We start from the raw sequence: 21,967 nt of genomic DNA on the forward strand, positions 1-21,967 counted from the left end.
TGAAGGCTGCAAGAACCATAACATTGAATAAGCTAATGGGTTGGGCTATGCTGGAATATAATCATCAACCTTTTGGAAAAGGAGATCGCACTGTGCATCCACTGATCAAACATTATGTATGGGTTACACTGCTAACTTCGGTCATTGTTCCTACCCTGCTCGTGATTATGGATCGAGATTCGGATACGGATCTGATTCATTTCGGCTGGGAAGACCTCATCGGAATAGTCATCTTCGCGGTGATGACCAGCTGGAGTTTTATTCTGATCGGCGGAGGTCTGTTATCTGCGCTGCTTCGTTATTTTGTGGCAAAACGTCTGGTACTGCCCCTTTTTCTGGCTATTGCACTGGTTCTATATGTAGTGTCTGTCCTCACTATATTGGACATACAACTTCTGTCGATTTATATAGCCGTATTTGGACTGTTCGATGCACTGCTATATAGAAACAAAGATCAACGGATACAAAAAAGCACCGATACATCATCATAATGTATCGGTGCTTTGCCAGTTATCATATTCCCTTTTCAAAAAGACCAGACCAATCTCATCCGCTCAAAAGTTCCAGTCACAACGTTGTTATTTACTATTTTCATACCTTCTTATATATTCTATTACCACGTTCTTATCCGTCCTCTTACTTCACCGTCATGACCGGACAATGAGCATGCTGAATCACCTTGTGACTCACGCTGCCCAGGAACAGCTCGGATACCGCACTTTTCCCGCGTGTACCCATAATGATCAGGTCCATCTGTTCCTCATTGGCCGTATCGCAAATCACGGTCGCCGGATCGCCGGTATGATAGCGTACCTCATACTGCACACCTGTCGTATCCAGATACGTACGATACGGCTCGGTCATCGCATGACCTTCTTCATCCAGACGCTCATCCACATCCACCCCGAGCGGCGGCTCCGCTACCATCATGACCGGATTCACATGCAGCACGGTCAGACGCGGTGCGATCTGCAGCCCTTTCGCCAGCTGCACCGCATGTTCCAATGCACGCTGCGCATGCTCGGAACCATCAACCGCCACCAGTATACGCTCATACGCTGAACTACCCTGTACTTCTGCCATGATCTGTTCCTCCATTTCATCTATTTGATACCTGTCAGCCCACTATATACTCCATATACAGCCTTAACTTTTTTTCCAATGCTCCATATCCTTACTCATAGAATCTTCCTTTGGAGCTTCTTTTAATTATTTTCCAACTCTTCTTTAAATCTCTTAACTCTTTCAGGTCTTTCAGGTCTTTAAGATCTTTTACCCTGCTCCAATCCAAGCTTCCAGCACTGAGCGGAGCAAAGAGAATTCTGCCAATGACCGACATTTAAGCAGGGAGATCGACCGCCATGCGGTCATTCCAGATCTCCCTGCTTAACCGGAGGGAATGGCAGAATCTCTTTGCGCAGCGGCTGATGCAAGCACACCCCAAATTAATGTCCGTGCGACACATCAATTCCCGCCAGATGACGACGACGCACCGCCAGCACGATTACCGCTACGAGCACCATCGCACCACCAAAATAGAACGGGGTCGCCGAGTTGTACCATTCTGCCAGTTTACCTGCCAGGAATGGTGATACCGCACCACCGAGGAAGCGGACAAAGCTGTACGCTGCCGAAGCAACTGAACGCTCGACCGGAGCGGATTCCATCACCGCTGTAGTGATCAGCGTATTATTAATACCGAGGAAAATACCGGCGACGATAACACCGATAATGACCAGCGTTGGCGAACCGGTCGCTGCGCCCAGACCCATAAATACCAGATCCAGTGCAAACAGGGTCAGCATAACGCCCATCGAACCGGCCAGGTTAAAGCGAGCCTGCAGCTTCGGTGCCACAAATACGGAAGTGATCGCCAGCAGCATCCCCCAGCCGAAGAACACATAACCAAGACCGTGCTCATCCAGTCCCATCACATAAGGGGAATAAGCCATCAGGGTAAAGAAACCAAAGTTATACAGGAAAGCGACAATCGCCAGCGTCTTCAGCGCCGGGAATTTCAGTGCGCGGAACGGGTCCGCCAGCGTGCTGCGTGTTTTTGGTTTGGGAATCTTGGGCAGCATGAACAGAATGAAGAAAAAGCCGATCAGCATCAGTACACTGACACCGAAGAACGGGCCGCGCCATGAAATGGAACCGAGTTCGCCGCCCAGCAGTGGGCCGACCGAGATACCAAGTCCAAGTGCAGCTTCATACAAAATGATCGCTTTGGCTGTACCGGAAGTCGACAGTCCAACGATAGCGGACAGCGCAGTCGCGATGAACAGTGCATTACCCAATCCCCAACCACCACGGAAACCGACGATCTGACCGATCGTATCCGAATATCCGCCGAGTGCCGAGAAGATGATGATCAGCAGCACACCGGTTAACAATGTCCATTTAATACCGATCCGGCTGGATACGACGCCAGTGATCAGCATAGCCAGACCGGTTACCAGATTGTAGCTGGTGAACAGCAGAGACACCTGACTTGGTGTCGCGTTCAGTTGGCTCGCGATCGCCGGCAGAATAGGGTCAACCAATCCGAGACCCATAAAAGAAATAACACAGGCAAAAGCAACGGCCCATACGGCTTTGGGCTGGGATAATAATCCGCCCTGCTGTGGCAGCTGCTTTGCAGTTGCTGGTTTACTACTCATAATAAAAAACTCCTCCTTGATTGTGCTGATTCACATCAAAATCATTTTATTGTTTTGCTAAGTATTTAGAGACAAAAGGAAAGACCGGCTCCATCGGATATCCGGTATGTGTAAACGATGACTATCCCAAACCAAATGTCTGCATTCCGATGGATGTCGTACAGTCTGACTGTTGTAAAGAATGAACTGTACTGTGCATCTATTGACATATTCACCGATCTGCAGAAATGGATTCAACCCTTTTGCAAATTACAGATCAAACCGTCTTAGCTGTCCGTTTCCCGGCTCAGCCTCGCCAAGCCTTCACGTACCTGTTTACGCAGCTGCTCCGCTTCATCCTTGAACGAATGAATGGTGCGAATCTTCTCTTCCATCATCGCCAGCTGCTCGCCGAGCGTACGATCAATCTGTTCCAGCTGGTGTCTGCGCTGCTCATCATCGGTAATGCTCCGGTAGCGCTCCCGCTGCCCTCTCAGCATCTCGACAACTTCGATATACCGCTGCAGCTCCTGCAGCGAAAATCCGAGCACATCACGCGCGCTGATGATTTTTTTGAGCCGCTCGATATCTTCACGCGTATACAGCCGGGTGTTGCCATCGCTCCGCTGCGGTGACACCAATCCGATCTCTTCATAATAGCGAAGTGTACGTTTGGTCAGATTGCATTCCGTTGCCACTTCATCAATCTTGTAGAAAGTTATTGTGCCCACCTTCTTTATTTAAATATTTACATATCTTATATGAATATAATAGTACTATCTCACGTTAACGTCAACGTCATTTGAGAAATAAATCTATTTTTTCAGAAAAAAAAAGAAAATATGCGCTTTGATATCCATTTACAGATTTGTCGAAAATGGACGGCATTCTCTCAAGGACTAGCAGGTATACACTTCCTTTTATGTACCCTTAGGCAGGCTATGCGCTTTGTATTTGGTTTCCTTGCCTCAGGTGTGCTATGGTGGTGAAGACAATTCTGGAATTGAATGACAAATTCCTATAAACAGGAGGAACCCATGAATATTCTGAGATCACAGGCTTATATCGAACTGAGCATTGCCAGCTGGGAAAATACGTCACTCGGTGCCACACTTGCCGAGATCGTCCGTCGTCAGAGACAGTATCAGAATGATTATGTAGAAGTTCATCAGGTCGTGGAATTGTTCAAAACCGAGGAGACAGCGGATTTTCTGGTCATCCTGAATGTGATACGTGATATGGATAATCCCGGCGATCCTGTTCCGCAGGAGACCTGATTACACAGCTCCCTCATGTAGCTGCGTGGATGATACCCTCGCATTCTTGAATACATGCCGATCGACCATATACAGGCATAAAACGACCCACAGGCATCACAAAAAGCCTCTGTACGCAGGAAGATATCTCTTCACTGGTACAGAGGCTTTGTTATATAACGGCGCAGAAGTCAAAACCCGTATCTGCCGGCTATGACCGGCAAGGATGCCCTTCTTTACTCCGTCATATATTCAAATCCGGGTTGCTGCAATCTTACTTGCTTGCTTTCTCAACAGCGTGGCCGCCAAATTCGTTACGCAGGGCAGCTACGACTTTACCTGTAAATGTATCGTTATCCAGGGAACGATAGCGCATCAGCAGGGACAGCGCGATAACCGGAGTTGCCATTTGCAGATCCATTGCTTCCTCAACGGTCCATTTACCTTCACCGGAGGAGTGCATGATGCCCTGGATTTCTTCCAGACGTCCATCTTTGGCAAATGCATTTTCAGTCAGTTCCATCAGCCAGGAGCGGATAACGGAACCGTTGTTCCATACGCGTGCCACTTTTTCATAGTTGAAGTCGTATGGGCTCTTCTCCAGAACTTCGAAGCCTTCACCGATTGCTGCCATCATACCGTACTCGATACCGTTGTGGACCATTTTCAGGTAGTGACCGCTGCCGGCTTCACCAGCATACAGGTAGCCGTTCTCTACAGCTGTATCGCGGAAGATCGGTTCTACGATTTCCCAAGCTTCTTTGTCGCCACCAACCATGTAGCAAGCGCCGTTACGAGCACCGCTCATGCCGCCGGAAGTACCTGCGTCCATGTAACGGATACCGCTTTTTTTCATTTCGTTGTAGCGGCGGATCGATTCTTTGTAGTGGGAGTTCCCTGCTTCGATCACGATATCGTTCTCGGACAGCAGCGGAGCCACTTCAGCCAGTACGGAATCCACAACGCCGTGAGGTACCATTACCCATACCACGCGCGGTGCTTCCAGTTTGCCGACCATTTCAGCGATGGTGTCTGCACCCTGTGCGCCCATGCCGGACAGTTCTTTTACCGCTTCTTTGTTCAGGTCAAATGCAACCACTTCATGATTGTGATCCATCAGGTTTTGTCCCAGATTCATACCCATTTTGCCTAAGCCAATCAGTCCGATTTTCATTGTATAGTCCTCCGTGTTGTTGGGGATTGGTATCCCTCTTTTTTTGGTCGTACTCTCTATCCACTGCGGCAAGTATATAACACTCACCCCGGACGCTTGTTCCTACGTCCGAATCTATTACCGCATTGTGCATGGAGACACAAAGCGGTTTGACAAAGCCGGAATCCGGCTCTGAAAGCATGGAGAATACGCTCTGTCCATCATTAACCAGAGCGTATGCCACTCATTCAATTATATAAGGATCAGGTCGTGATTAACGATTAGCGTACAACGGCGCTTTCTCTGACCGGAGCAACCGCTTTGTCTCCGAGCCAGCGGAAGCCCTGTTCAGCCAGCAGTGCGTTGGATGCTTCGGGACCATAAGTGCCGGCTGCATACTCGTGAACCGGCAGGCTGTTGTCTGCAAAAGCTTCCAGCATCGGCTGGATCCACTGCCAGGACAGTTCCACTTCATCCCAGTGAGCGAAGAAAGTAGCGTCGCCGTTCAGGGCGTCACCGATCAGCAGCTCGTAAGCTTCCGGATCGTTGTCGGTACCCATCACGAATTCGGAAGTCATTGGCTCAAGCTGGCCGGTTTTGACATTGCGGCGGTTCAGCTGCAGCGTGATTTTCTCTTCCGGATTGATGCTGATGGTCAGCATGTTCGGCTGACCGTCGCAATCGACGCAGATATCGTTGTTTTGCATCGTGTTTTTGAATTCCACGACGACACGGGTGGATTTCTCTTTCATCCGTTTACCGGTACGGATGTAGAACGGTACGCCCTGCCAGGAGAAATCGTCGACCCAGACGCGTGCAGCCACGAATGTGTCGGTGTTGGAACCTAGCGCAATGCCCGGCTCGTCCTGGTAACCCTGTACTTCCTTGCCGTTCATTTCACCAGCAGTGTACTGGGCACGTACGAAGTGCTTGTGCGCATCTTCTTTGGAAATCGGACGCAGTGCTTTGGCGATGTACTTTTTGTGTGTACGCACATCGTCAGCGGTATGGCCGCCAGGCAGCGTCATCGCTGTCATCATCAGCACCTGCAGCATATGGTTCTGCACCATATCACGGATCGCTCCGGTATGATCATAGTAACCCGCACGTTCTTCCACGCCTACCACTTCGGAAGCGGTGATCTGTACATTCGCGATGTGGCGGTTATTCCACAGGGACTGAATGACAGGGTTCGCGGAAGTGAACGATTCCATGTTCTGTACCATCGGTTTGCCGAGGTAGTGGTCGATACGGAAGATCTCTTCTTCAGCAAATGTTCTGCTCAGCTGTTCGTTCAGCTGACGTGCCGAAGCCAGATCATGACCAAACGGCTTCTCGATGATCAGACGCTTCCAGCCTGTTGTGTTGCCCAGGCCGCTTGCTTTGATATTATCCGCGATCACTTCAAAGAATTCCGGCGCTACGGACATGTAGAACATGCGGTTTTGCGGGATATTCAGCTCGGTCTCGCGCTGTTCCACCAGCTTCAGCAATTCCTGATAGCCGGCTGTATCATCAACATTCAGAATGTGATAACGAATCGAACGCAGGAATGCATCGACAGTCTCACGGTCTTCCGGTGTATTACGGGAAAATTCCTGCAGAGCCTGTTCCACATAAGTCTGGAAAGTCGCATCATTGAATGATTTGCGTCCCAGGCCAATAATGGAGAATGCTTCAGGCATTTTGCGATCAATAAACAAATTATACAATGCAGGGAAGATTTTGCGTTTTGCCAAATCCCCTGTTGAACCGAACAATACAAATGTCATAGCTTCCATAATGGTTTCTCCTCCAAAATGTACCTCACCCTGTTCTCTATATCGCATGGGTGTAAGTATTCAGACTTAGTTCATGGGTTTACTATACGGTTGATATAGCAACTATATCGGCAAAAAATAAACGAGCGACCCGGTATGTGGACTGGTTTTAGCAAACACAGCTTATATCGAAGCCTCGTCGTGAAGTCAATCTTTCATTGTGTCTCTTTTGTGACAGTCATTCTTTACAAAATTTACAATAGACCTTGTGTCGAACAATGTCAAGAGTAAAAATGAAAGTTTCACAATGAATATTACTTGTCTGCTAAATTATTTATCGGTAACTTTTGGTTGTTTGTGAATAGCTGCGTTGACAGGTACGAATAAAAGTGTTAGTCTAACGTCGATTAAAAGGTTGATATAGCAACTATAATTATGTATGCGATACCAAATACGAAAACATATAAGGGTGAATACTCATGCCATATGACTTAGAAAAGAGCTATACCGTATTCATTCGTGACGTTCATCTTGCGATTGCCGGATATATTAAAAATAAATTGGCTCCATTCAATCTTGCTCCCGAACAGACTTTTGTGCTGATGCTGTTATGGAAAAAAGACGGCCTCGCCCAGAATGAGATCGGCGAACGCCTCGGCAAGGACAAAACGAACATTACACGCATGATCTCCAATCTGGAGAGCAAAGGCTTTATCCGCAAGATCACCTGCACCGATGACCGCCGCTGCTTCAAAATCTATCTGACTCCCGAAGGCGCACGACTGGAACAGGACGTCGCTGTCATTATGAAAGAGATCAGCCTGGATCTGATGGACGGCATCTCGGATGAGGAACTGATCGTGCTGCGCCGACTGCTTAACAAGATCAAGGACAACGCACGGGTCAACGAAGCGGACAGCGTCGGCATTTCTGGCTGATTCATAACCGGGGAAGCTTGCCTGAGGATCGGGCAGCTCATTTATTTCGCCATGGGATCAGCTGACTTCTGGAGTTCGTTCCAGAAGTCAGCTGATCTCAAACATTCTCTCCCAAGCAATGAAGACGCCCTGACGGCGTCTTTTCTTTTTTGTAAAGTAATGTCCTCTAATCAATTGACCCCAATTTCCATTCTCCGCCTTTATCTTTTACAAAATAAAAAGAAAGGAATAATTCACTCTCTTCTTTTGTTTTTTTTAAATGCCCCTGAATAGGAACAACGATACGTCCGGATTCTTTGTATGCAGCAAGCACGGTTGTAAACTCCATTTTGTTATTCAACAGGTAATCAAAAGCAGTTCCCATATCCCTGCCGATCGCTTGAAGAAATTGATCGACATCCCCGGCTGCCATGGCATCTATTGCTGCTTGGAGCTGTGCTTTCATCGCATCATTTACGAGCGGATCGTTGACTTGATCCCAATTAATTTTATCGGTAATTGGCTTGGCAGTTGGCTCCTCCTCTGCACTGCTAGCTTGTTCGGAAGGGGCTGGTGCTGTCGGATTGGTAGCAGCGGCTGGCTCCTGGGGGCTGGGTGCAGCAGTTTCCTTGCTGCAGCCAGCCAAGCAGATGGTCAGCGTTAACGCTGCAAGAACAATTGTAATTTTAAGTATGATCAACACATCCTTTCTAAGTTTATGGACGTTGGTTACAGCAAAAAGTATGCATTATGTCTAAGCATTTACATCCTTCAGCTTTTATGTCAACGATAAAGAAGAGAGCACAGCCTGATCAGGTGTGCTCTCCTCGCTTTGCGTACTGCGCTATTTTGGGCGTGCTGCGTGTTAGTCCTCACCTTTGTACGTACGAATAATATGGATCGGTCCGTGGGAGTTGAGCAGGATCATCTGCTCGGTCATTTCTTCGGGGGTATACGGCATGCCGTTTTCCAGCCACCAGTGAATGATGCCTACGTAGGCGGAGCTGATATAGCTGGCGATGACATCCTTGTGCACAGGCAGCTTGTCGTCATCCAGCTCCGCAAACTTCTCTTCATAGAACCGCGCGATATACCTTTTCATATAAGAGACAAAGTTGAACATCGCCTTGCGCTCGAACATGACCTCGAAAAAGCGCCGGTACCGAATCATATATTCGAAAATCCGGCCGGCGATATAACGCTGCAGCTCATCGACCGACTGGTCAAAAGAACCCGCATCCCTCGCCTCACCGAACAATTCATCCAGCATCTCGTCTGTCACGGCGTACAGCAGATGGTCCTTGGATTCATAATGCAGATAAAAGGTTTTGCGATTCACGGCAGCCAGCTTGGTGATATCCTGAATCGTAATTTTGTCATACGCCTGCTCCTGCATCAGCTGCTTGAGTGCATTATGCAGCGCAGTACGCGTCCGCAGCACCCGCGGATCTTCCCTGTGTTCTTTCATCGCTGGATCCTTTCTGTAACCGGGTATTTCTCTATTTATTCGGCAGTTATGCCTACATTTATTACCCATCTGTGGCATAAACCTCATATCTGGATCATCTGGTTATTGTAACATAACATTTCCTGTCTTATAATCCGATATATTGCGAGTAATCATATGTAAATAAATACAATTGTATCAAACATTTATAGAGGAGCTGACTATCCATGCTTAATGTACAACCACTCGTCCAGCAGCAGCGGACGTTCTTTTATACAGGCCAGACCAAAGATGTATCTTACCGGATGACTGCCCTGCGGCAGCTGAGACAGGGAATCGAAAATTATCACCAGCGTATTCTGGATGCACTTCGTTCTGACTTGAATAAGTCGGAAGCCGAAGCATACGGTTCGGAGATTCGCATCGTTATGGGCGAGATCGACTTTGCACTGGAGCACCTTGAGCAATGGGCAGCCCCGCGGCAGGTTCCTACTGCAGCAGCGCTGCCGGATGCGGTCAGCACCATTTATCCGGAACCGTATGGCGTGGCGCTGATCATCGCACCATGGAACTATCCGTTCCAGCTGGCATTCGGTCCCCTCGTTGGCGCGATTGCTGCAGGCAACTGTGCGGTGCTCAAGCCTTCCGAACTGACTCCTGCCGTATCCAAACTGACCTATGACCTGATCCATGAACTGTTCCCGGAAGAATATATTGCTGTTGTCGAAGGTGAAGTGGAAGCCAGCACTGCTCTGCTCAAAGAGAAATTCGACTATATCTTCTTCACTGGCAGCACCGGCGTCGGCCGCATCGTCATGAGAGCCGCTGCCGAACATCTGACTCCGGTAACGCTGGAACTTGGCGGCAAAAGCCCAAGCATCGTCCATCATGATGCAGATCTGCAGATCGCGGCGCAGCGTCTCGTTCGCGGCAAGTTCCTTAATGCCGGTCAGACGTGCGTAGCCCCGGACTATCTGCTCGTCCACAAGGATGTGCGTACCCAGCTGCTGGAACTGATCCAGGCAGAGATCAAGGACAAGCAGGGCGAGGATGTTATGCAAAATCCGGACTTCCCGCATATCGTAAATGCGCGCAACTTTGACCGTCTGTCTACTCTGATGAAAGGCGAAGAAGTGCTGATCGGCGGCCGTTCCAATCGTGACCAACTGCTGATCGAACCGACTCTGCTCGGCGGCGTAGACTGGAATTCACCAATCATGCAGGAAGAGATCTTCGGACCGATCCTGCCGGTGATCGAGTATGACGACCTGAACCCACTGCTGGACGAAATCGTGAGCCGTCCAAAACCGCTGGCACTGTATCTATTCACCCAGGATGAACAGCTGCAGGAACAGGTATTGAGCACTGTATCCTTCGGCGGTGGCTGTATCAATGACACGCTGTCCCACATGACTTCGCATTATCTGCCATTTGGCGGTGTGGGTGAAAGCGGCATGGGCTCGTATCATGGACAGCAGAGTTTTGAAGTGTTCTCTCATCTGAAAAGTGTAATGAAGCGCAATTCCTGAGTGGTTGAGCATTTGGAGCAGCCTACGGAGCAGAGGCATCATTTGCGATGAAAAGCTGGAGCGTTGGGGCGCTTGGCAGTAGTCGCTTTGAAAAGATGGATTGCTCGGCAGCATCCGCTCCGAAAAGAGATAGGGGCACGTCCTCCGGTGGAGCCTGGAAATTATGGAAGAGGTCAAAGGTCAATTTCCAGGCTCCAAGGTCGTCCTTTGCCCCTATTCCCTTTTCTCCGCTTGGTGCTGATGCATCTTTTGGTCACTTTTGCCTTCTGCGGAATGTAAATGCAAGTAGATCTAAACTGCAACTGAAGAATAAGCTTAATAGACGGGCCGGGGCATGTCATGCTCTGGCCTGTTTTTTACTTATCATTTTAATTCGCAATACGGCTTCATTTCTAATATCAATCGGGTGGTTCAATCGCTTCCTCTATAGGATACTTTTTTGATTTTATGGGCATTTCCTATTGATTTGCGGCATATACCACATATCTCGTGGTTGGCCGCAGCCGGAGCGATGGCTGCACTGGCACGCCGCGCCGAGGAAGGCGGCAGCTATCGGGTGCATATTTCCCTCAGCCGGGTATCGCTGTGGCTGATGTCGATGGGATTGTTTGATAAAGAGTTCGCTCACCAGACGGCAGGAACGTCCGAAGAACATCTGTATCTTGATCCAGAGCTGTTTACGGCCGACACGGTATGCGGCCATTATCAGGGCGTGACTGATCAGGTGTATATGTCGGAGACGCCGGGTGAGTATCGGACAGTGCTGGTGCCAAGAGGATCATGTCGACCAGAGTGGCTGGAATAATTGGTATTGAATAATAAAGGAGCATCTTATCTGGCTTTGAGCCGGATAGATTTTCCTTTTTGGTGTGTTATCCAGAAATCAGGCTTGGATTTCAGCTGTCTGCTTGCAGCTTATTTATATCTGTATCAATATGAACTTTCAGTTGCCCTTTCATTTCAGCAGAACCGGAAGATACAGTAATAATATAGGTGCCGGATTCCAGCATGGCAGTAATATAGAATTTCTGATAACCAGATGTAGGCTTTACTATGCCAGACATCACTTGTTGTCCGCTACTATGATCTTTATTTACGGTAAAAGTTACATTCTGTGAACTATCATTTTCTATACTGATTTTCATATAACTTTCCGGGATGATCATTTCTTTTTGAAAAGTAGTATTGCTCAAAGAATCATTAATAATCATTCCATGTTTGGTTTGGGAAGTCTCATTATTACTATCAGATTTTTCTTTTCCAACAGAGGACTGATTGCTATCTATCACAGTATTATTTGAAAACATAATAATTTGCCCAAATGGTTTATTGATCAGAATAATGGTTAGGATGATAAACACTAATACAATTATAATGATAAATTTCTTTTTGCTCATGTTTATTTCATACTCCTCAGATTGGAAACTTTACTTCTTAATATATAGCTAACTACAACGTTTAAGCCATTTTTCAATTCATGCATATTTACGAAATTCTCCTAAAATTTTTAGTCTAAAAGTATGAGATGAATTTTATAATTATTTGATTATTTTGGAATAGTGATTAATTATTTACTTTCATATATGCTGTTAAATGCTGTGAAATTTCAAATCGCCTGAAACTTGCATAATAGGAGGTGTACTAAATAGGTTGGCGCGTTATTAAGCATTTGTATTTATATACATAGAATGATTAGAACAAAAACACAGCTACAAATAATAGAAGAAAGAATTAAAGGTACCCGTATCATGAAAATACCCGTTGGTTTAATTATCGTAATTGTTTTAGTCTGTTTCTCATTTGCTACATTTTTTATCCCTTTTAGTGCAGCCACCTCTTCTGCGAATTTTTATTCCACAAAGTTTTTTGTTCCTGAAGAAAGCGATTGGGGAACTATGCTTATTGAAGCCTATATTACGGATTTACCCGATGACATTCAGGGTCGTATGTATATTTTAGGACGTATCCAGGCTCTTATGCTTATACCTTCCATTATTTTAGGTTTGAATGCTTTGAGTTTGGTTTTCCGATTTTATATCGTGTCTATTATATTTGTTTCTTTCTCCCTGCTCTATTATATGAGCCAAGGGAATATATTAGGGATCATGTCGTTTTTCGGCATCCTGATCTTTATCACGGTTAATAAACGTACAAGGTTTTATCTGAGACGTAAAGCTCTTGTACAACTGATACAGGCTCCTGCTACTCCTTCCTAAATTATTTAAGGATATCCAGTAATGTGCTTCAGCTCAACGGCTGTTTCAACATTATGATGGATATCCTTTTTTATTCAATGAAGATTTGGACAACCCTGCTCAAAAGAGATCCCAGATTATGGTTCCATTATACCCTTTCGGGGTAAAAATCGTTAGCCTTTACATAACAAACACAGGAGGAACATGCATGCTGATCGAAGCCGTCTATCACCGTCCAAAACTGAACTGGGGTTATCCGTACGACCGCGAGACCATCCATCTGCGTCTGCGCACCAAAAAGCAGGATGTCAAGCAGGCCTGGGCACTCGCAGGCGACAAGTACATGTGGGAAAAGTCCAAAGAACTCGTACCGATGAGCATCTTTGCGGCCGATGATCTGTTTGATTACTGGGAATGCGCCGTCAAGCCGCCGTATCGCCGTCTCAAATATGGTTTCAAGCTGGCGGATGACCAGGAAGAGATCTGGATGGACGAAGACAAGTTCGGTGCGGAAGAGCCGCAGATGGACCGTCTGTTCGATATTCCGTTTATCAACCCGGTCGATGTGTTCACCACGCCGGATTGGGTAAAAGACGCTGTGTTTTATCAGATTTTCCCGGAACGGTTCGCCAATGGCGACACCTCCAACGATCCGGAAGGCACGCTGCCATGGGGCGGCAAGCCGGAGTGGAACAATTTCTTTGGCGGTGATCTGCAGGGCATTATCGATCATCTGGATCATCTGACCGAGCTGGGCGTGAACGCGATCTACCTGTGCCCTATTTTCAAAGCAACGACCAACCACAAATACGACACGGAAGATTATATGAAGATCGACCCGAGCTTTGGCGACGAGGAAACGCTCAAAAAGCTCGTCAACACCTGCCACAGCAAAGGCATTCGCGTCATGTTCGATGCGGTATTCAACCATTCCGGCAAAACGTTCGCTCCCTTCGTCGATGTACAGGAAAAAGGCGAACAGTCCAAATACAAAGACTGGTTCCATGTGCGCAAATTCCCGCTGGCGGTGGAAGACGGCATCCCGACATATGACACCTTTGACTTTGAGCCGCTCATGCCTAAGCTGAATACCGAGAATCCCGAGGTCAAAGAATATCTGCTCGGCGTAGCCCGTTACTGGGCGGAAGAGTACGGTATCGACGGATGGCGCCTCGACGTAGCGGATGAGGTGGATCACCAGTTCTGGCGCGAATTCCGGCTGACCCTGAAAAACATCAATCCGGATATTTATATCCTCGGCGAGATCTGGCACGAATCGATTCCATGGCTGCAGGGCGACCAGTTCGACTCGGTCATGAACTATCCTTTCAAAAATGCCGTAACGGATTTCTTCATTAAAGATGTAACCGACGCCCAGACGTTCTCGCATGCGATCGGCAACCAGATGTCTCGTTATCCTCGTCAGGTGGCGGAAGTGGCCTTTAACCTGATCGACAGTCATGATACCCCGCGCGCACTGACGGTAGCAGGCGGAGACAAGAACCGCCTCAAGCTGGCCGCGCTGTTCCAGATGACCTTTACCGGTGCCCCTTGTATCTATTATGGAGATGAGATCGGCATGGAAGGCGAGGGCGATCCGGACTGCCGCCGCTGTATGGTCTGGGAGGAAGAAGAACAGGATCGTGAACTGTTTGCCTACTACCAGCAGATTATCGGAATGCGCAAGCAGTACTCTGCACTGCGCCAGGGTACTTTCCGCTTCCTTCATTCCCGCAAGGGCAGCAATGAACTGGTCTATGAGCGCTACGATGACCAAGAAAAATTCATCATTGCCATGAACAGCTCCAGCGAGCCGATCGATATCGAGATTGATATCAAAGGCACAAAATGGGAAGATGTGCTGAAAAATCGGGAACTGCAGCTGGAAGGCGGCCTGCTGAAATGCCAGCTGCCAGCCTACGGTTACCAGGTACTGCGCTGTCTGGACGAGGACAAGCAGCCGCAGCAGACCGGCTGAGTACAAAGTTTACTAATTGCTAATCCCTAACATCCGGCAGATCAGATAAGTACAGTAATCCTAGGCGCTGAAGCCGTATGATTATCAGGACACTGAAGCAGCAATCGTAGCCTAATTTACGTACTGTACCTATACTGCAAAGCGCCTCTCTGTCTGAAGACGAGGCGCTTTTCCTGCGTCATGATTCGGTTTGGAAAATGGCTTGGTTAATAGGCACAATTATGCTATATTAATACTTCGTGTCATTTGGAATGGCACTGTTTTGCTGTGTCGGCAGCCTGGCTCTCTGTACCTGAATCGCCTGGAGCTGTCAGCTCGCAGCCTACCGATTATATTCAAATTATTTCGTTTACATAATAAAGAAGCTTATTATGTGATCCTTATGCTCATACGCCGGCGCAACTTCCGGCAGTATATATATTGCAGGAGGCCATACTAATGAATAGAACCCTTAATTCATCCATGCTCGCAGCCTGGGCCAGTCTGGTCAGTAACGTCATACTGACACTGCTCAAGCTGATCGTCGGCGTACTGTTCAACAGTCAGGTACTGATCGCGGACGGCATCCATAACGCCGGCGATGTGATCGCTTCGGCAACCGCTCTCGGTTCCATGCGCATCTCGTCCATGCCGCCGGATGAAGATCATCCGTATGGCCACGGCAAGGCTGAGGTCGTCGGTGCCAGCGTCGTCGCCGCTATCCTGCTAATCGCTGCGCTGTATATCGGCTATCATTCCTTTATGCTGCTGTTCGAGCCGCCTGCCCAGCCGCATATTATCGCACTGTTCGCGGCGATTATCTCGCTGATCTGGAAAATGGTGCTGTATGTATACACAATGCGTATCGGACGCGAAGCCAACAGCAAAGGGCTGATCGCGACCGCCCAGGATCATCTGGCCGATGTATACGCCTCGGCAGCCGCCTGTGCCGGTATCGGTCTTGGGCTGATCGGTAAAGCGTACGGCTGGTCCCTGCTCTCCTATGGCGATCCGCTCGCCGGAATCATCGTCGCCCTGCTGATCCTCAAGCTGGCGTATGAGACCGGACGCGATTCCATTGATATCCTGATGGAAAAGGCTGTTCATCCGGAGAAGCTCGAAGCGTATGCCACCGTACTCCAGAATATGCCGGAGGTCAAACGAATCGACCGCATCCGCGCCCGGGAACATGGCCAGTATATCGTCGTCGATGTCCGTATCGGTGTCGATGCCACACTGACCATCCAGCAGGGACATGATATCTCCCGGATGATGAAGAAAAATATTATGACTGCCGATACACAGGTCACCGAAGTGCTTGTCCATTTGAACCCATGGTATGCCGGTGAAGAGCCGGAGCACGAAGTGACCGTGGAATTCGATTCACGAAAGCCGCTATAGCGGACTTCCAGAATGAGGTGGATGGTTGCTCCGTTTCATTATGCACGCCAGACAAAACCACCCTCACAGCCAGTATGCACACACGAAATGGATCTGTTTGCTGCACTTTCCTATAAAAAACTCCCGTTATCCTAATGTATTCTACTGGATAACGGGAGTTTTCATTTTCCATTCCGCTGCTTTTACTTTGCCAATTCATGCGCTGCCGATAGACAGTTCAGAGCCCGATTAACCGCCTCGTTTCCCTTAGTTTATTCGTACCGGACTGTTCTGTACAACTTCCAGCCAGCGCTTGGCAAGCAGGCCGTGTCCTGCTGTAGTCGGGTGGATGCCATCCCAGATCCAGTAGGGTGCCGGTGCGATCTTGCAGGCAGCGTCAAACGCATCCTGCAGCGGTACGAAGACCGCACCGAATTCATCCGCCAATCGGCGTACGATGGCGGCACAATCATTTGCTGCCGCTCGCCATCCCGCCCAGTCGGCATCCGTATGTCCACCCGGCAGGATAAACGGTTCGCAAAGTATCAGCCGTACATCTGGCAGTTCCTGACGGGTCCGCTGCAGCAGACGACGATAGCCACTTTCATAATTCTGCCGATCAAAGCCTGCCGGTGTTCGGGCTGACATTAGAATATCGTTGACCCCTATCAAAATACTGATTGTATCCGGTCCCAGCCCAAGCGTATCCTCATGCCAGCGGGCTTCCAGATCGGAGACACGATTGCCGCTGATCCCTCTATTGATGAATTCCGGCTGCGATTCAGCCAGCGAAGCTCCCAGCTCGGCGGCGATCCAGAATGCATAGCCATGTCCCAGAATATGATTGGGGTCATCATCACGCCCCCGGTTGCCATCAGTGATTGAATCGCCCTGAAACAGAATTCTTCGCCTGCTATGTATCTGGTTTTGCTTCATTTCCAATCTCTCCTTTGCCGGGTAGTTGTGGTCATGCTGCCATATCGTGTATCGTCTCGCTTCATCTACTATATTCGGGACAACCCGGTATTCTCCTATCCGCTGCTCCTGTCTGATTGGGCTGTATATTTATATCGCTTACTCTTTCATAATATGTTTAGACAAGTTTTGTTCCGGTTTAATGGATGAAGTAATTAATAATCTGCATAACAGCCGAACTCTGTAGATATAGAGGTTCACCGCATTTCCTCCTGTCACTATTTGTCGCAAATTACTAATCAATAATGATCTGTACGAACTATATTCACAGCGCTGCGTATACCTCCTCATATGTTCAACAAAAGGGACATTTCCCAGCTTGCCGCGTACCCATTTCTGCTCTTTCTTTACCTTTGTCCCTTATGAATAAAGGACAAATCATGGCATCTTTCAATTGATCTCTCATCCTCGGAAGCTTAAACTTTTAAGTATCAGAACTAGTTCTATTTTCTTACACTGCTTTCATGATATCGTTTTCAGTCGGAATTTGGAGAGGAGGTTGTCGATTTTGGAGAAGCTGACCGCACGGCTCACGATGATGCTGCAATTCCTGGTCGGTTCTCATGGAGAGTATATTACGATCCGTGACCTGTCAGATCATCTGGATGTGAGTGAGAAAACGGTCAAGCGTGAACTGCCTGCCGCCGAAGAGTGGCTGCGCAAACACAAGCTGAAGCTGCTTCGCAAACCGGGAACCGGACTTGCGCTGGAAGGCAGTGAATCCGACTTTGCCAGTACACAGCGTGAACTGGAAGAACAGACACCCCGGAAAGACTACACCCGCGAAGAACGGCACTACTTCATTATCAGCGAACTCCTCCTTTCCAAAGAGCCGATTAAACTATATGCGTTTGCCTCCCAGTTCAAAGTTACGGAAGGCACACTGAGTAACGATCTGGACCGGATTGAACATTGGCTGTCTTCCTTTGGCATTACGCTGGTCCGCAAGCCCGGGCTGGGCGTATATGTCGAAGGCACCGAGAGTCATATCCGCTCTGCACTGGTTCACCTGCTATATGAGAGTGTGGATGAATACCAGCTCACTCATCTGGTGCGCGATCCGCTCGCGGCCGATGAAGAGACCGGGCGTGTCCAGTTCCATATTCGCAATCGGCTGCTGAATCTGGTCGATGACGGCATGATGAATCAGCTGCAGCAGTATCTCAGCGATCTGGAGCGGGATACCCATATCAAGCTAACTGACAGCGCCTACATCGGTCTGACCGTACATCTGGCACTGGCGATTGAACGTATCCGGCGCGGGCAGCGCATCACGATTGCTCCGCACATCCTGGATGAACTCAAGCAGCTCAGTGAATTCCAGACGGCGCGCAAGCTGGCCCAGCGCCTGGAGCAATCTTTTGACATCTCGATTCCGGAAGATGAGCTGGGGTACATCACCATGCATCTCAAAGGAGCCGAGACCCGGCTGAGTGCGGAGTCCGATCCGTACTACGAACATGTCAGCTTCGAACTGGTGAAGCTGGCGCGGGATATTCTCAAAATGGCGGAAACCGAGACCGGCTTTGAACTCAAGGGCAACAGCAAGCTGTTCGCCGGGTTCATCAATCATCTGGGACCGGCGATTGAGCGGCTGCGACTGGGGCTGGATATTCGCAACCCGCTGCTTACGCAGATTAAGGAGCAGTACGGGCCAACCTTTGAGATTGCCCGCAAATGCTCACGGCTGCTCGGTGAATTCACTCACCGGGAAGTACCGGAGGCAGAGATCGGCTATCTGGCGATGCATATCGGCGCCATGTCCGAATACGCAGCCGCCCAGCGCAAACCGGTCAAGGCGATCATCGCCTGTGCAAGCGGTCTCGGAACGTCCAGTCTGCTCTCAATTCGGGTCAAGCGGGAATTCCCGTCACTGCAAATTATCGATGTGGTCTCTTCCTCGGAAGCGATCCGGATGGAGAACCGTGCCGATATCATTATCTCCACGGTAGAGGTGGATAGTCACATTCCGACGGTCCGTGTCTCTCCCCTGCTCTCGCCGGAAGATATCCGCGATATCCGTACTGCCGTCTCCCAGCTGGAAGTAACCGGGGATCATCCCCCGATCGACCAGCCTGCTGCCGATCCGGCAACACGCCTGACCGACACACTCGGCAATCATAAGGAAACGCTCACCGGCATGCTCGATCTAACGAACGGACTAGTGATCAAGGACCGGTTCGCTGTCTCCTCGGTCCCCGACCTGATCCACCGGATCGCCGGCATGTTCACTGCTTCAGCAGAACGCTCCGGTATTCTGGAGCAGGAGCTGCATGAGCGTGAGCGCATGGGGGAGACGGTACTGTCACAGGATGGACTGATCCTGCTGCACTGCCGTTCCAGTGTCGTGAACAAGCTTTTCCTCGGCATTATTCGATTCAGCGAGCCGATCCAGGCAGCGACGAGTCCCGTCGACCTGTATGCTGCCATCGTGCTGCTCGCCCCGAGGGACAGCAGCAAAGCCTATCTCGAAGCCGTAAATGAAGTCAGCAAATCACTGATCGACCGCCCCGGCTTTGTTACACGGCTGGTATCCGATCCTCCTGCCGGACTGCAGGCAGAGATCTCCAGCATGATGAAAGATCTGTACACACGCAAAATTGAACAATATATGATGGAGGTCGAACAATTATGAGCACAGTAGATACATCTGCTCGCGAAAAGAAAAGCGCCAGAGACCGCGTCCAGGCATTCGGACGCTTCCTGAGCGCCATGATCATGCCTAATATCGGCGCATTTATCGCATGGGGTCTGTTGACTGCCCTGTTTATTCCAACAGGACGTATGCCAAACGTAGACCTCGCCAAACTGGTTGATCCAATGATTAAATACTTACTACCACTGCTCATCGCCTACTCCGGTGGTAAGGTTGTCCATGGACATCGTGGCGGTGTACTTGGTGCCATTGCAGCAATGGGCGTTATTGTCGGTGCCGAGATTCCAATGTTTATCGGAGCCATGATCATGGGTCCTCTGGGTGGTTGGATTATCAAACAATTCGACAAATTGGTAGAAGGTAAAATCAAATCCGGTTTTGAAATGCTCGTCAACAACTTCTCTGCCGGTATTATCGGTATGTTCCTGGCGATAGCCGGATATTATGGAATTGGTCCACTCGTTGTCGGATTTACTAATCTTTTGGAAGCTGGCGTTAACTTCCTGATTAACCACGGCTTATTGCCACTCGTTTCCATCTTTATTGAACCTGGTAAAATCTTGTTCCTCAACAATGCCATTAACCATGGTATCTTTACTCCGCTGGGTACACAGGATGCATTGGAACATGGTAAATCCATCTTCTATCTGCTGGAAGCCAATCCGGGTCCTGGTCTTGGCCTTCTGCTTGCATACTGGGTCTTTGGTAAAGGTTCCATTAAAGGTTCTGCACCAGGTGCAATCATCATTCAATTTTTCGGTGGTATTCACGAAATCTACTTCCCTTACGTATTGATGAGACCGATTCTGTTCCTGGCTGTTATTCTCGGTGGTATGGCAGGGGTATTTACCAACGTATTATTGGGTTCCGGCTTAACCGGTGCCGCTTCTCCAGGTAGTATTATTGCCATTATGGCACTGGCTCCACAAGGTGGCGAACTCCATGTAATTGCTGGTATCGCTGCAGCTACAGTCGTTTCATTCCTGGTGTCTGCCCTCTTCCTGCGCAAAGCTTCCGTGGGCGATGAAGATCTCGAAAAAGCACAATCCGCTTCCAAAAACATGAAAACTGGCGGTAATGCTTCCGGTCCGGCACTGACAACAGCTGCTGATCTGCAAACCGGTGAAGTTCGCAAAATCGTATTTGCCTGTGATGCAGGTATGGGTTCCAGTGCAATGGGTGCTTCTTCTTTCCGCAAAAAAGTACAGCAGGCCGGTCTGCCGATTCAGGTAACCAACTCTGCGGTTGATGCGATCCCTGGGGATGCCGACATCGTCGTAACCCAGCAGAACCTGACCAGCCGTGCACGCGGCAAAGCGCCAAATGCACAGCATGTATCGATCGACAACTTTATCAACAACCCGATCTATGATGAAATGATCAACAAGCTGAAAGACACCGCAGCAGGCAATGCCAAATCTTCCATTCCGGATGAAGCTGCCGGCGTTAAACGTGAAGTCAGCGAAGTACTCAGTCACAACGCTCCACACGTGGTAGAAGATACAAAGGATAGCACTTCCGCTCCAGCTCAAGGTTCCGGTGTACTGCGCAAGGAAAACATCGTACTCGGCCTGGCGAGCGAGCCCAAAGAAGATGCGATCCGCAGAGCCGGTGAACTGCTGGCAAGCTCCGGTTATGTCAAACCGGACTATGTAACAGCCATGCATGAGCGCGAGAAAGTCGCTACCACTTACATTGGTAACGGTGTAGCCATTCCTCACGGTGTCGGCGAAGCGAAAAAGCAAATTCAGACTTCCGGTATCGTCGTTCTGCAATATCCGCAGGGCGTAGAATTTGAAGGCGGCAAAGCGTATCTCGTTATCGGTATTGCCGGTGCAGGCGGCGAACATCTGCAGATCCTGACCAAGATTGCGGAAGCGATCGAAGACGAGTCTGTCGTTCACCATCTGGCTCAGGTTACAGATGCCAATGAAATCTACCGCACATTCTCTATCTAATATTGAATAGCAAGTTTCTCATGGTTAAATCAGCAGCGAATCAACTGCTGATTTAACCTGTTTATCCATATTCTTGCCCGTAGGCGATACGTGTACGGGCACCCATTTACGGCTGCTGCCCTTATTGCAATGATTCATGAAAGCC

Annotated in this window: 19 protein-coding genes; 10 read left to right on the forward strand and 9 right to left on the reverse strand. The window is 48.9% G+C overall.

Features of this window, described 5'->3' with window-relative positions; translation table 11 throughout:
* Positions 1-92 precede the first annotated feature (92 nt).
* Positions 93-491, forward strand: coding sequence for a hypothetical protein (locus WH45_RS07265; RefSeq protein ID WP_046213738.1), 399 nt, complete (start codon positions 93-95; stop codon positions 489-491).
* Between the two features lie 145 nt (positions 492-636).
* On the opposite strand, the gene WH45_RS07270 is transcribed toward WH45_RS07265, so the two are convergent.
* The 3 genes from WH45_RS07270 to WH45_RS07280 form a co-directional block, all read right to left on the reverse strand.
* Entirely contained in the window at positions 637-1,083 is a 447-nt protein-coding gene (locus WH45_RS07270) for a universal stress protein (RefSeq protein WP_046213739.1), read from the reverse strand.
* Positions 1,084-1,445: 362 nt separating this feature from the next.
* A complete protein-coding gene (locus tag WH45_RS07275; RefSeq protein WP_046213740.1) occupies positions 1,446-2,660 on the reverse strand; it encodes an MFS transporter in 1,215 nt (404 codons plus the stop codon).
* 266 nt (positions 2,661-2,926) lie between these two features.
* On the reverse strand, positions 2,927-3,361 hold the full coding sequence (locus WH45_RS07280) for a MerR family transcriptional regulator (RefSeq protein ID WP_046213876.1): 435 nt from the start codon (positions 3,359-3,361) through the stop codon (positions 2,927-2,929).
* Positions 3,362-3,676: 315 nt separating this feature from the next.
* Between WH45_RS07280 and WH45_RS07285 the strand changes: the two genes are divergently transcribed.
* On the forward strand, positions 3,677-3,916 hold the full coding sequence (locus WH45_RS07285; protein ID WP_046213741.1) for a hypothetical protein: 240 nt from the start codon (positions 3,677-3,679) through the stop codon (positions 3,914-3,916).
* A 253-nt stretch (positions 3,917-4,169) separates the two neighbouring features.
* Here the strand turns inward: WH45_RS07285 and gnd are convergent, their stop codons facing one another.
* Together gnd and zwf are read right to left on the reverse strand one after the other, a co-directional pair.
* Positions 4,170-5,069 (reverse strand): phosphogluconate dehydrogenase (NAD(+)-dependent, decarboxylating), encoded by a 900-nt coding sequence (gene gnd, locus WH45_RS07290; RefSeq protein WP_046213742.1) that lies wholly within the window; start codon positions 5,067-5,069, stop codon positions 4,170-4,172.
* 260 nt (positions 5,070-5,329) lie between these two features.
* On the reverse strand, positions 5,330-6,829 hold the full coding sequence (gene zwf / locus WH45_RS07295) for a glucose-6-phosphate dehydrogenase (protein WP_046213743.1): 1,500 nt from the start codon (positions 6,827-6,829) through the stop codon (positions 5,330-5,332).
* Positions 6,830-7,287: 458 nt separating this feature from the next.
* Between zwf and WH45_RS07300 the strand changes: the two genes are divergently transcribed.
* The gene (locus WH45_RS07300) at positions 7,288-7,746 is read left to right on the forward strand and encodes a MarR family winged helix-turn-helix transcriptional regulator (protein ID WP_046213744.1); all 459 of its coding nucleotides are present in this window, start codon (positions 7,288-7,290) and stop codon (positions 7,744-7,746) included.
* 166 nt (positions 7,747-7,912) lie between these two features.
* Here the strand turns inward: WH45_RS07300 and WH45_RS07305 are convergent, their stop codons facing one another.
* Positions 7,913-8,425 (reverse strand): hypothetical protein, encoded by a 513-nt coding sequence (locus tag WH45_RS07305; RefSeq protein WP_052723664.1) that lies wholly within the window; start codon positions 8,423-8,425, stop codon positions 7,913-7,915.
* 165 nt (positions 8,426-8,590) lie between these two features.
* Positions 8,591-9,193 carry a TetR/AcrR family transcriptional regulator gene (locus WH45_RS07310; RefSeq protein WP_046213746.1) on the reverse strand — a complete coding sequence of 201 codons (603 nt, stop codon included), beginning with the start codon at positions 9,191-9,193 and terminating at the stop codon, positions 8,591-8,593.
* Between the two features lie 206 nt (positions 9,194-9,399).
* Here WH45_RS07310 and WH45_RS07315 point away from each other — a divergent pair, with 206 nt between their 5' ends.
* Together WH45_RS07315 and WH45_RS07320 are read left to right on the forward strand one after the other, a co-directional pair.
* Positions 9,400-10,701 carry an aldehyde dehydrogenase gene (locus WH45_RS07315; RefSeq protein ID WP_046213747.1) on the forward strand — a complete coding sequence of 434 codons (1,302 nt, stop codon included), beginning with the start codon at positions 9,400-9,402 and terminating at the stop codon, positions 10,699-10,701.
* Positions 10,702-11,140: 439 nt separating this feature from the next.
* Positions 11,141-11,506 (forward strand): hypothetical protein, encoded by a 366-nt coding sequence (locus WH45_RS07320; RefSeq protein ID WP_046213748.1) that lies wholly within the window; start codon positions 11,141-11,143, stop codon positions 11,504-11,506.
* A gap of 91 nt (positions 11,507-11,597) precedes the next feature.
* On the opposite strand, the gene WH45_RS07325 is transcribed toward WH45_RS07320, so the two are convergent.
* Complete coding sequence (locus WH45_RS07325) at positions 11,598-12,098, reverse strand: hypothetical protein (protein ID WP_046213749.1); 501 nt, start codon at positions 12,096-12,098, stop codon at positions 11,598-11,600.
* A 351-nt stretch (positions 12,099-12,449) separates the two neighbouring features.
* Here WH45_RS07325 and WH45_RS07330 point away from each other — a divergent pair, with 351 nt between their 5' ends.
* The 3 genes from WH45_RS07330 (at position 12,450) to WH45_RS07340 (ending at position 16,254) form a co-directional block, all read left to right on the forward strand.
* Positions 12,450-12,917 carry a hypothetical protein gene (locus WH45_RS07330; RefSeq protein WP_046213750.1) on the forward strand — a complete coding sequence of 156 codons (468 nt, stop codon included), beginning with the start codon at positions 12,450-12,452 and terminating at the stop codon, positions 12,915-12,917.
* A 187-nt stretch (positions 12,918-13,104) separates the two neighbouring features.
* Complete coding sequence (locus WH45_RS07335) at positions 13,105-14,874, forward strand: alpha-glycosidase (RefSeq protein WP_046213751.1); 1,770 nt, start codon at positions 13,105-13,107, stop codon at positions 14,872-14,874.
* Positions 14,875-15,312: 438 nt separating this feature from the next.
* On the forward strand, positions 15,313-16,254 hold the full coding sequence (locus WH45_RS07340; protein ID WP_046213752.1) for a cation diffusion facilitator family transporter: 942 nt from the start codon (positions 15,313-15,315) through the stop codon (positions 16,252-16,254).
* 246 nt (positions 16,255-16,500) lie between these two features.
* Here the strand turns inward: WH45_RS07340 and WH45_RS07345 are convergent, their stop codons facing one another.
* On the reverse strand, positions 16,501-17,169 hold the full coding sequence (locus WH45_RS07345; protein WP_046213753.1) for an SGNH/GDSL hydrolase family protein: 669 nt from the start codon (positions 17,167-17,169) through the stop codon (positions 16,501-16,503).
* A gap of 547 nt (positions 17,170-17,716) precedes the next feature.
* On the opposite strand from WH45_RS07345, the gene WH45_RS07350 reads away from it, so the two are divergent.
* Positions 17,717-19,843 carry a BglG family transcription antiterminator gene (locus tag WH45_RS07350; RefSeq protein WP_046213754.1) on the forward strand — a complete coding sequence of 709 codons (2,127 nt, stop codon included), beginning with the start codon at positions 17,717-17,719 and terminating at the stop codon, positions 19,841-19,843.
* A complete protein-coding gene (locus WH45_RS07355; RefSeq protein WP_046213755.1) occupies positions 19,840-21,822 on the forward strand; it encodes a PTS mannitol transporter subunit IICBA in 1,983 nt (660 codons plus the stop codon). Before WH45_RS07350 ends, WH45_RS07355 begins: the two co-directional genes overlap by 4 nt.
* Positions 21,823-21,967 lie beyond the last annotated feature (145 nt).

Source organism: Paenibacillus wulumuqiensis (genome assembly GCF_000971965.1).
GTDB lineage: Bacteria > Bacillota > Bacilli > Paenibacillales > Paenibacillaceae > Saccharibacillus > Saccharibacillus wulumuqiensis.

Bases quoted from the DNA above. Each gene is read 5' to 3' on its own strand.
- WH45_RS07330 (WP_046213750.1), top strand. From the start codon at position 12,450: ATGAAAATACCCGTTGGTTTAATTATCGTAATTGTTTTAGTCTGTTTC.
- WH45_RS07335 (WP_046213751.1), top strand. From the start codon at position 13,105: ATGCTGATCGAAGCCGTCTATCACCGTCCAAAACTGAACTGGGGTTAT.
- WH45_RS07300 (WP_046213744.1), top strand. From the start codon at position 7,288: ATGCCATATGACTTAGAAAAGAGCTATACCGTATTCATTCGTGACGTT.
- WH45_RS07355 (WP_046213755.1), top strand. From the start codon at position 19,840: ATGAGCACAGTAGATACATCTGCTCGCGAAAAGAAAAGCGCCAGAGAC.
- zwf (WP_046213743.1), bottom strand. From the start codon at position 6,829: ATGGAAGCTATGACATTTGTATTGTTCGGTTCAACAGGGGATTTGGCA.
- WH45_RS07345 (WP_046213753.1), bottom strand. From the start codon at position 17,169: ATGAAGCAAAACCAGATACATAGCAGGCGAAGAATTCTGTTTCAGGGC.
- WH45_RS07340 (WP_046213752.1), top strand. From the start codon at position 15,313: ATGAATAGAACCCTTAATTCATCCATGCTCGCAGCCTGGGCCAGTCTG.
- WH45_RS07285 (WP_046213741.1), top strand. From the start codon at position 3,677: ATGAATATTCTGAGATCACAGGCTTATATCGAACTGAGCATTGCCAGC.
- gnd (WP_046213742.1), bottom strand. From the start codon at position 5,069: ATGAAAATCGGACTGATTGGCTTAGGCAAAATGGGTATGAATCTGGGA.
- WH45_RS07310 (WP_046213746.1), bottom strand. From the start codon at position 9,193: ATGAAAGAACACAGGGAAGATCCGCGGGTGCTGCGGACGCGTACTGCG.
- WH45_RS07270 (WP_046213739.1), bottom strand. From the start codon at position 1,083: ATGGCAGAAGTACAGGGTAGTTCAGCGTATGAGCGTATACTGGTGGCG.
- WH45_RS07325 (WP_046213749.1), bottom strand. From the start codon at position 12,098: ATGAGCAAAAAGAAATTTATCATTATAATTGTATTAGTGTTTATCATC.
- WH45_RS07275 (WP_046213740.1), bottom strand. From the start codon at position 2,660: ATGAGTAGTAAACCAGCAACTGCAAAGCAGCTGCCACAGCAGGGCGGA.
- WH45_RS07315 (WP_046213747.1), top strand. From the start codon at position 9,400: ATGCTTAATGTACAACCACTCGTCCAGCAGCAGCGGACGTTCTTTTAT.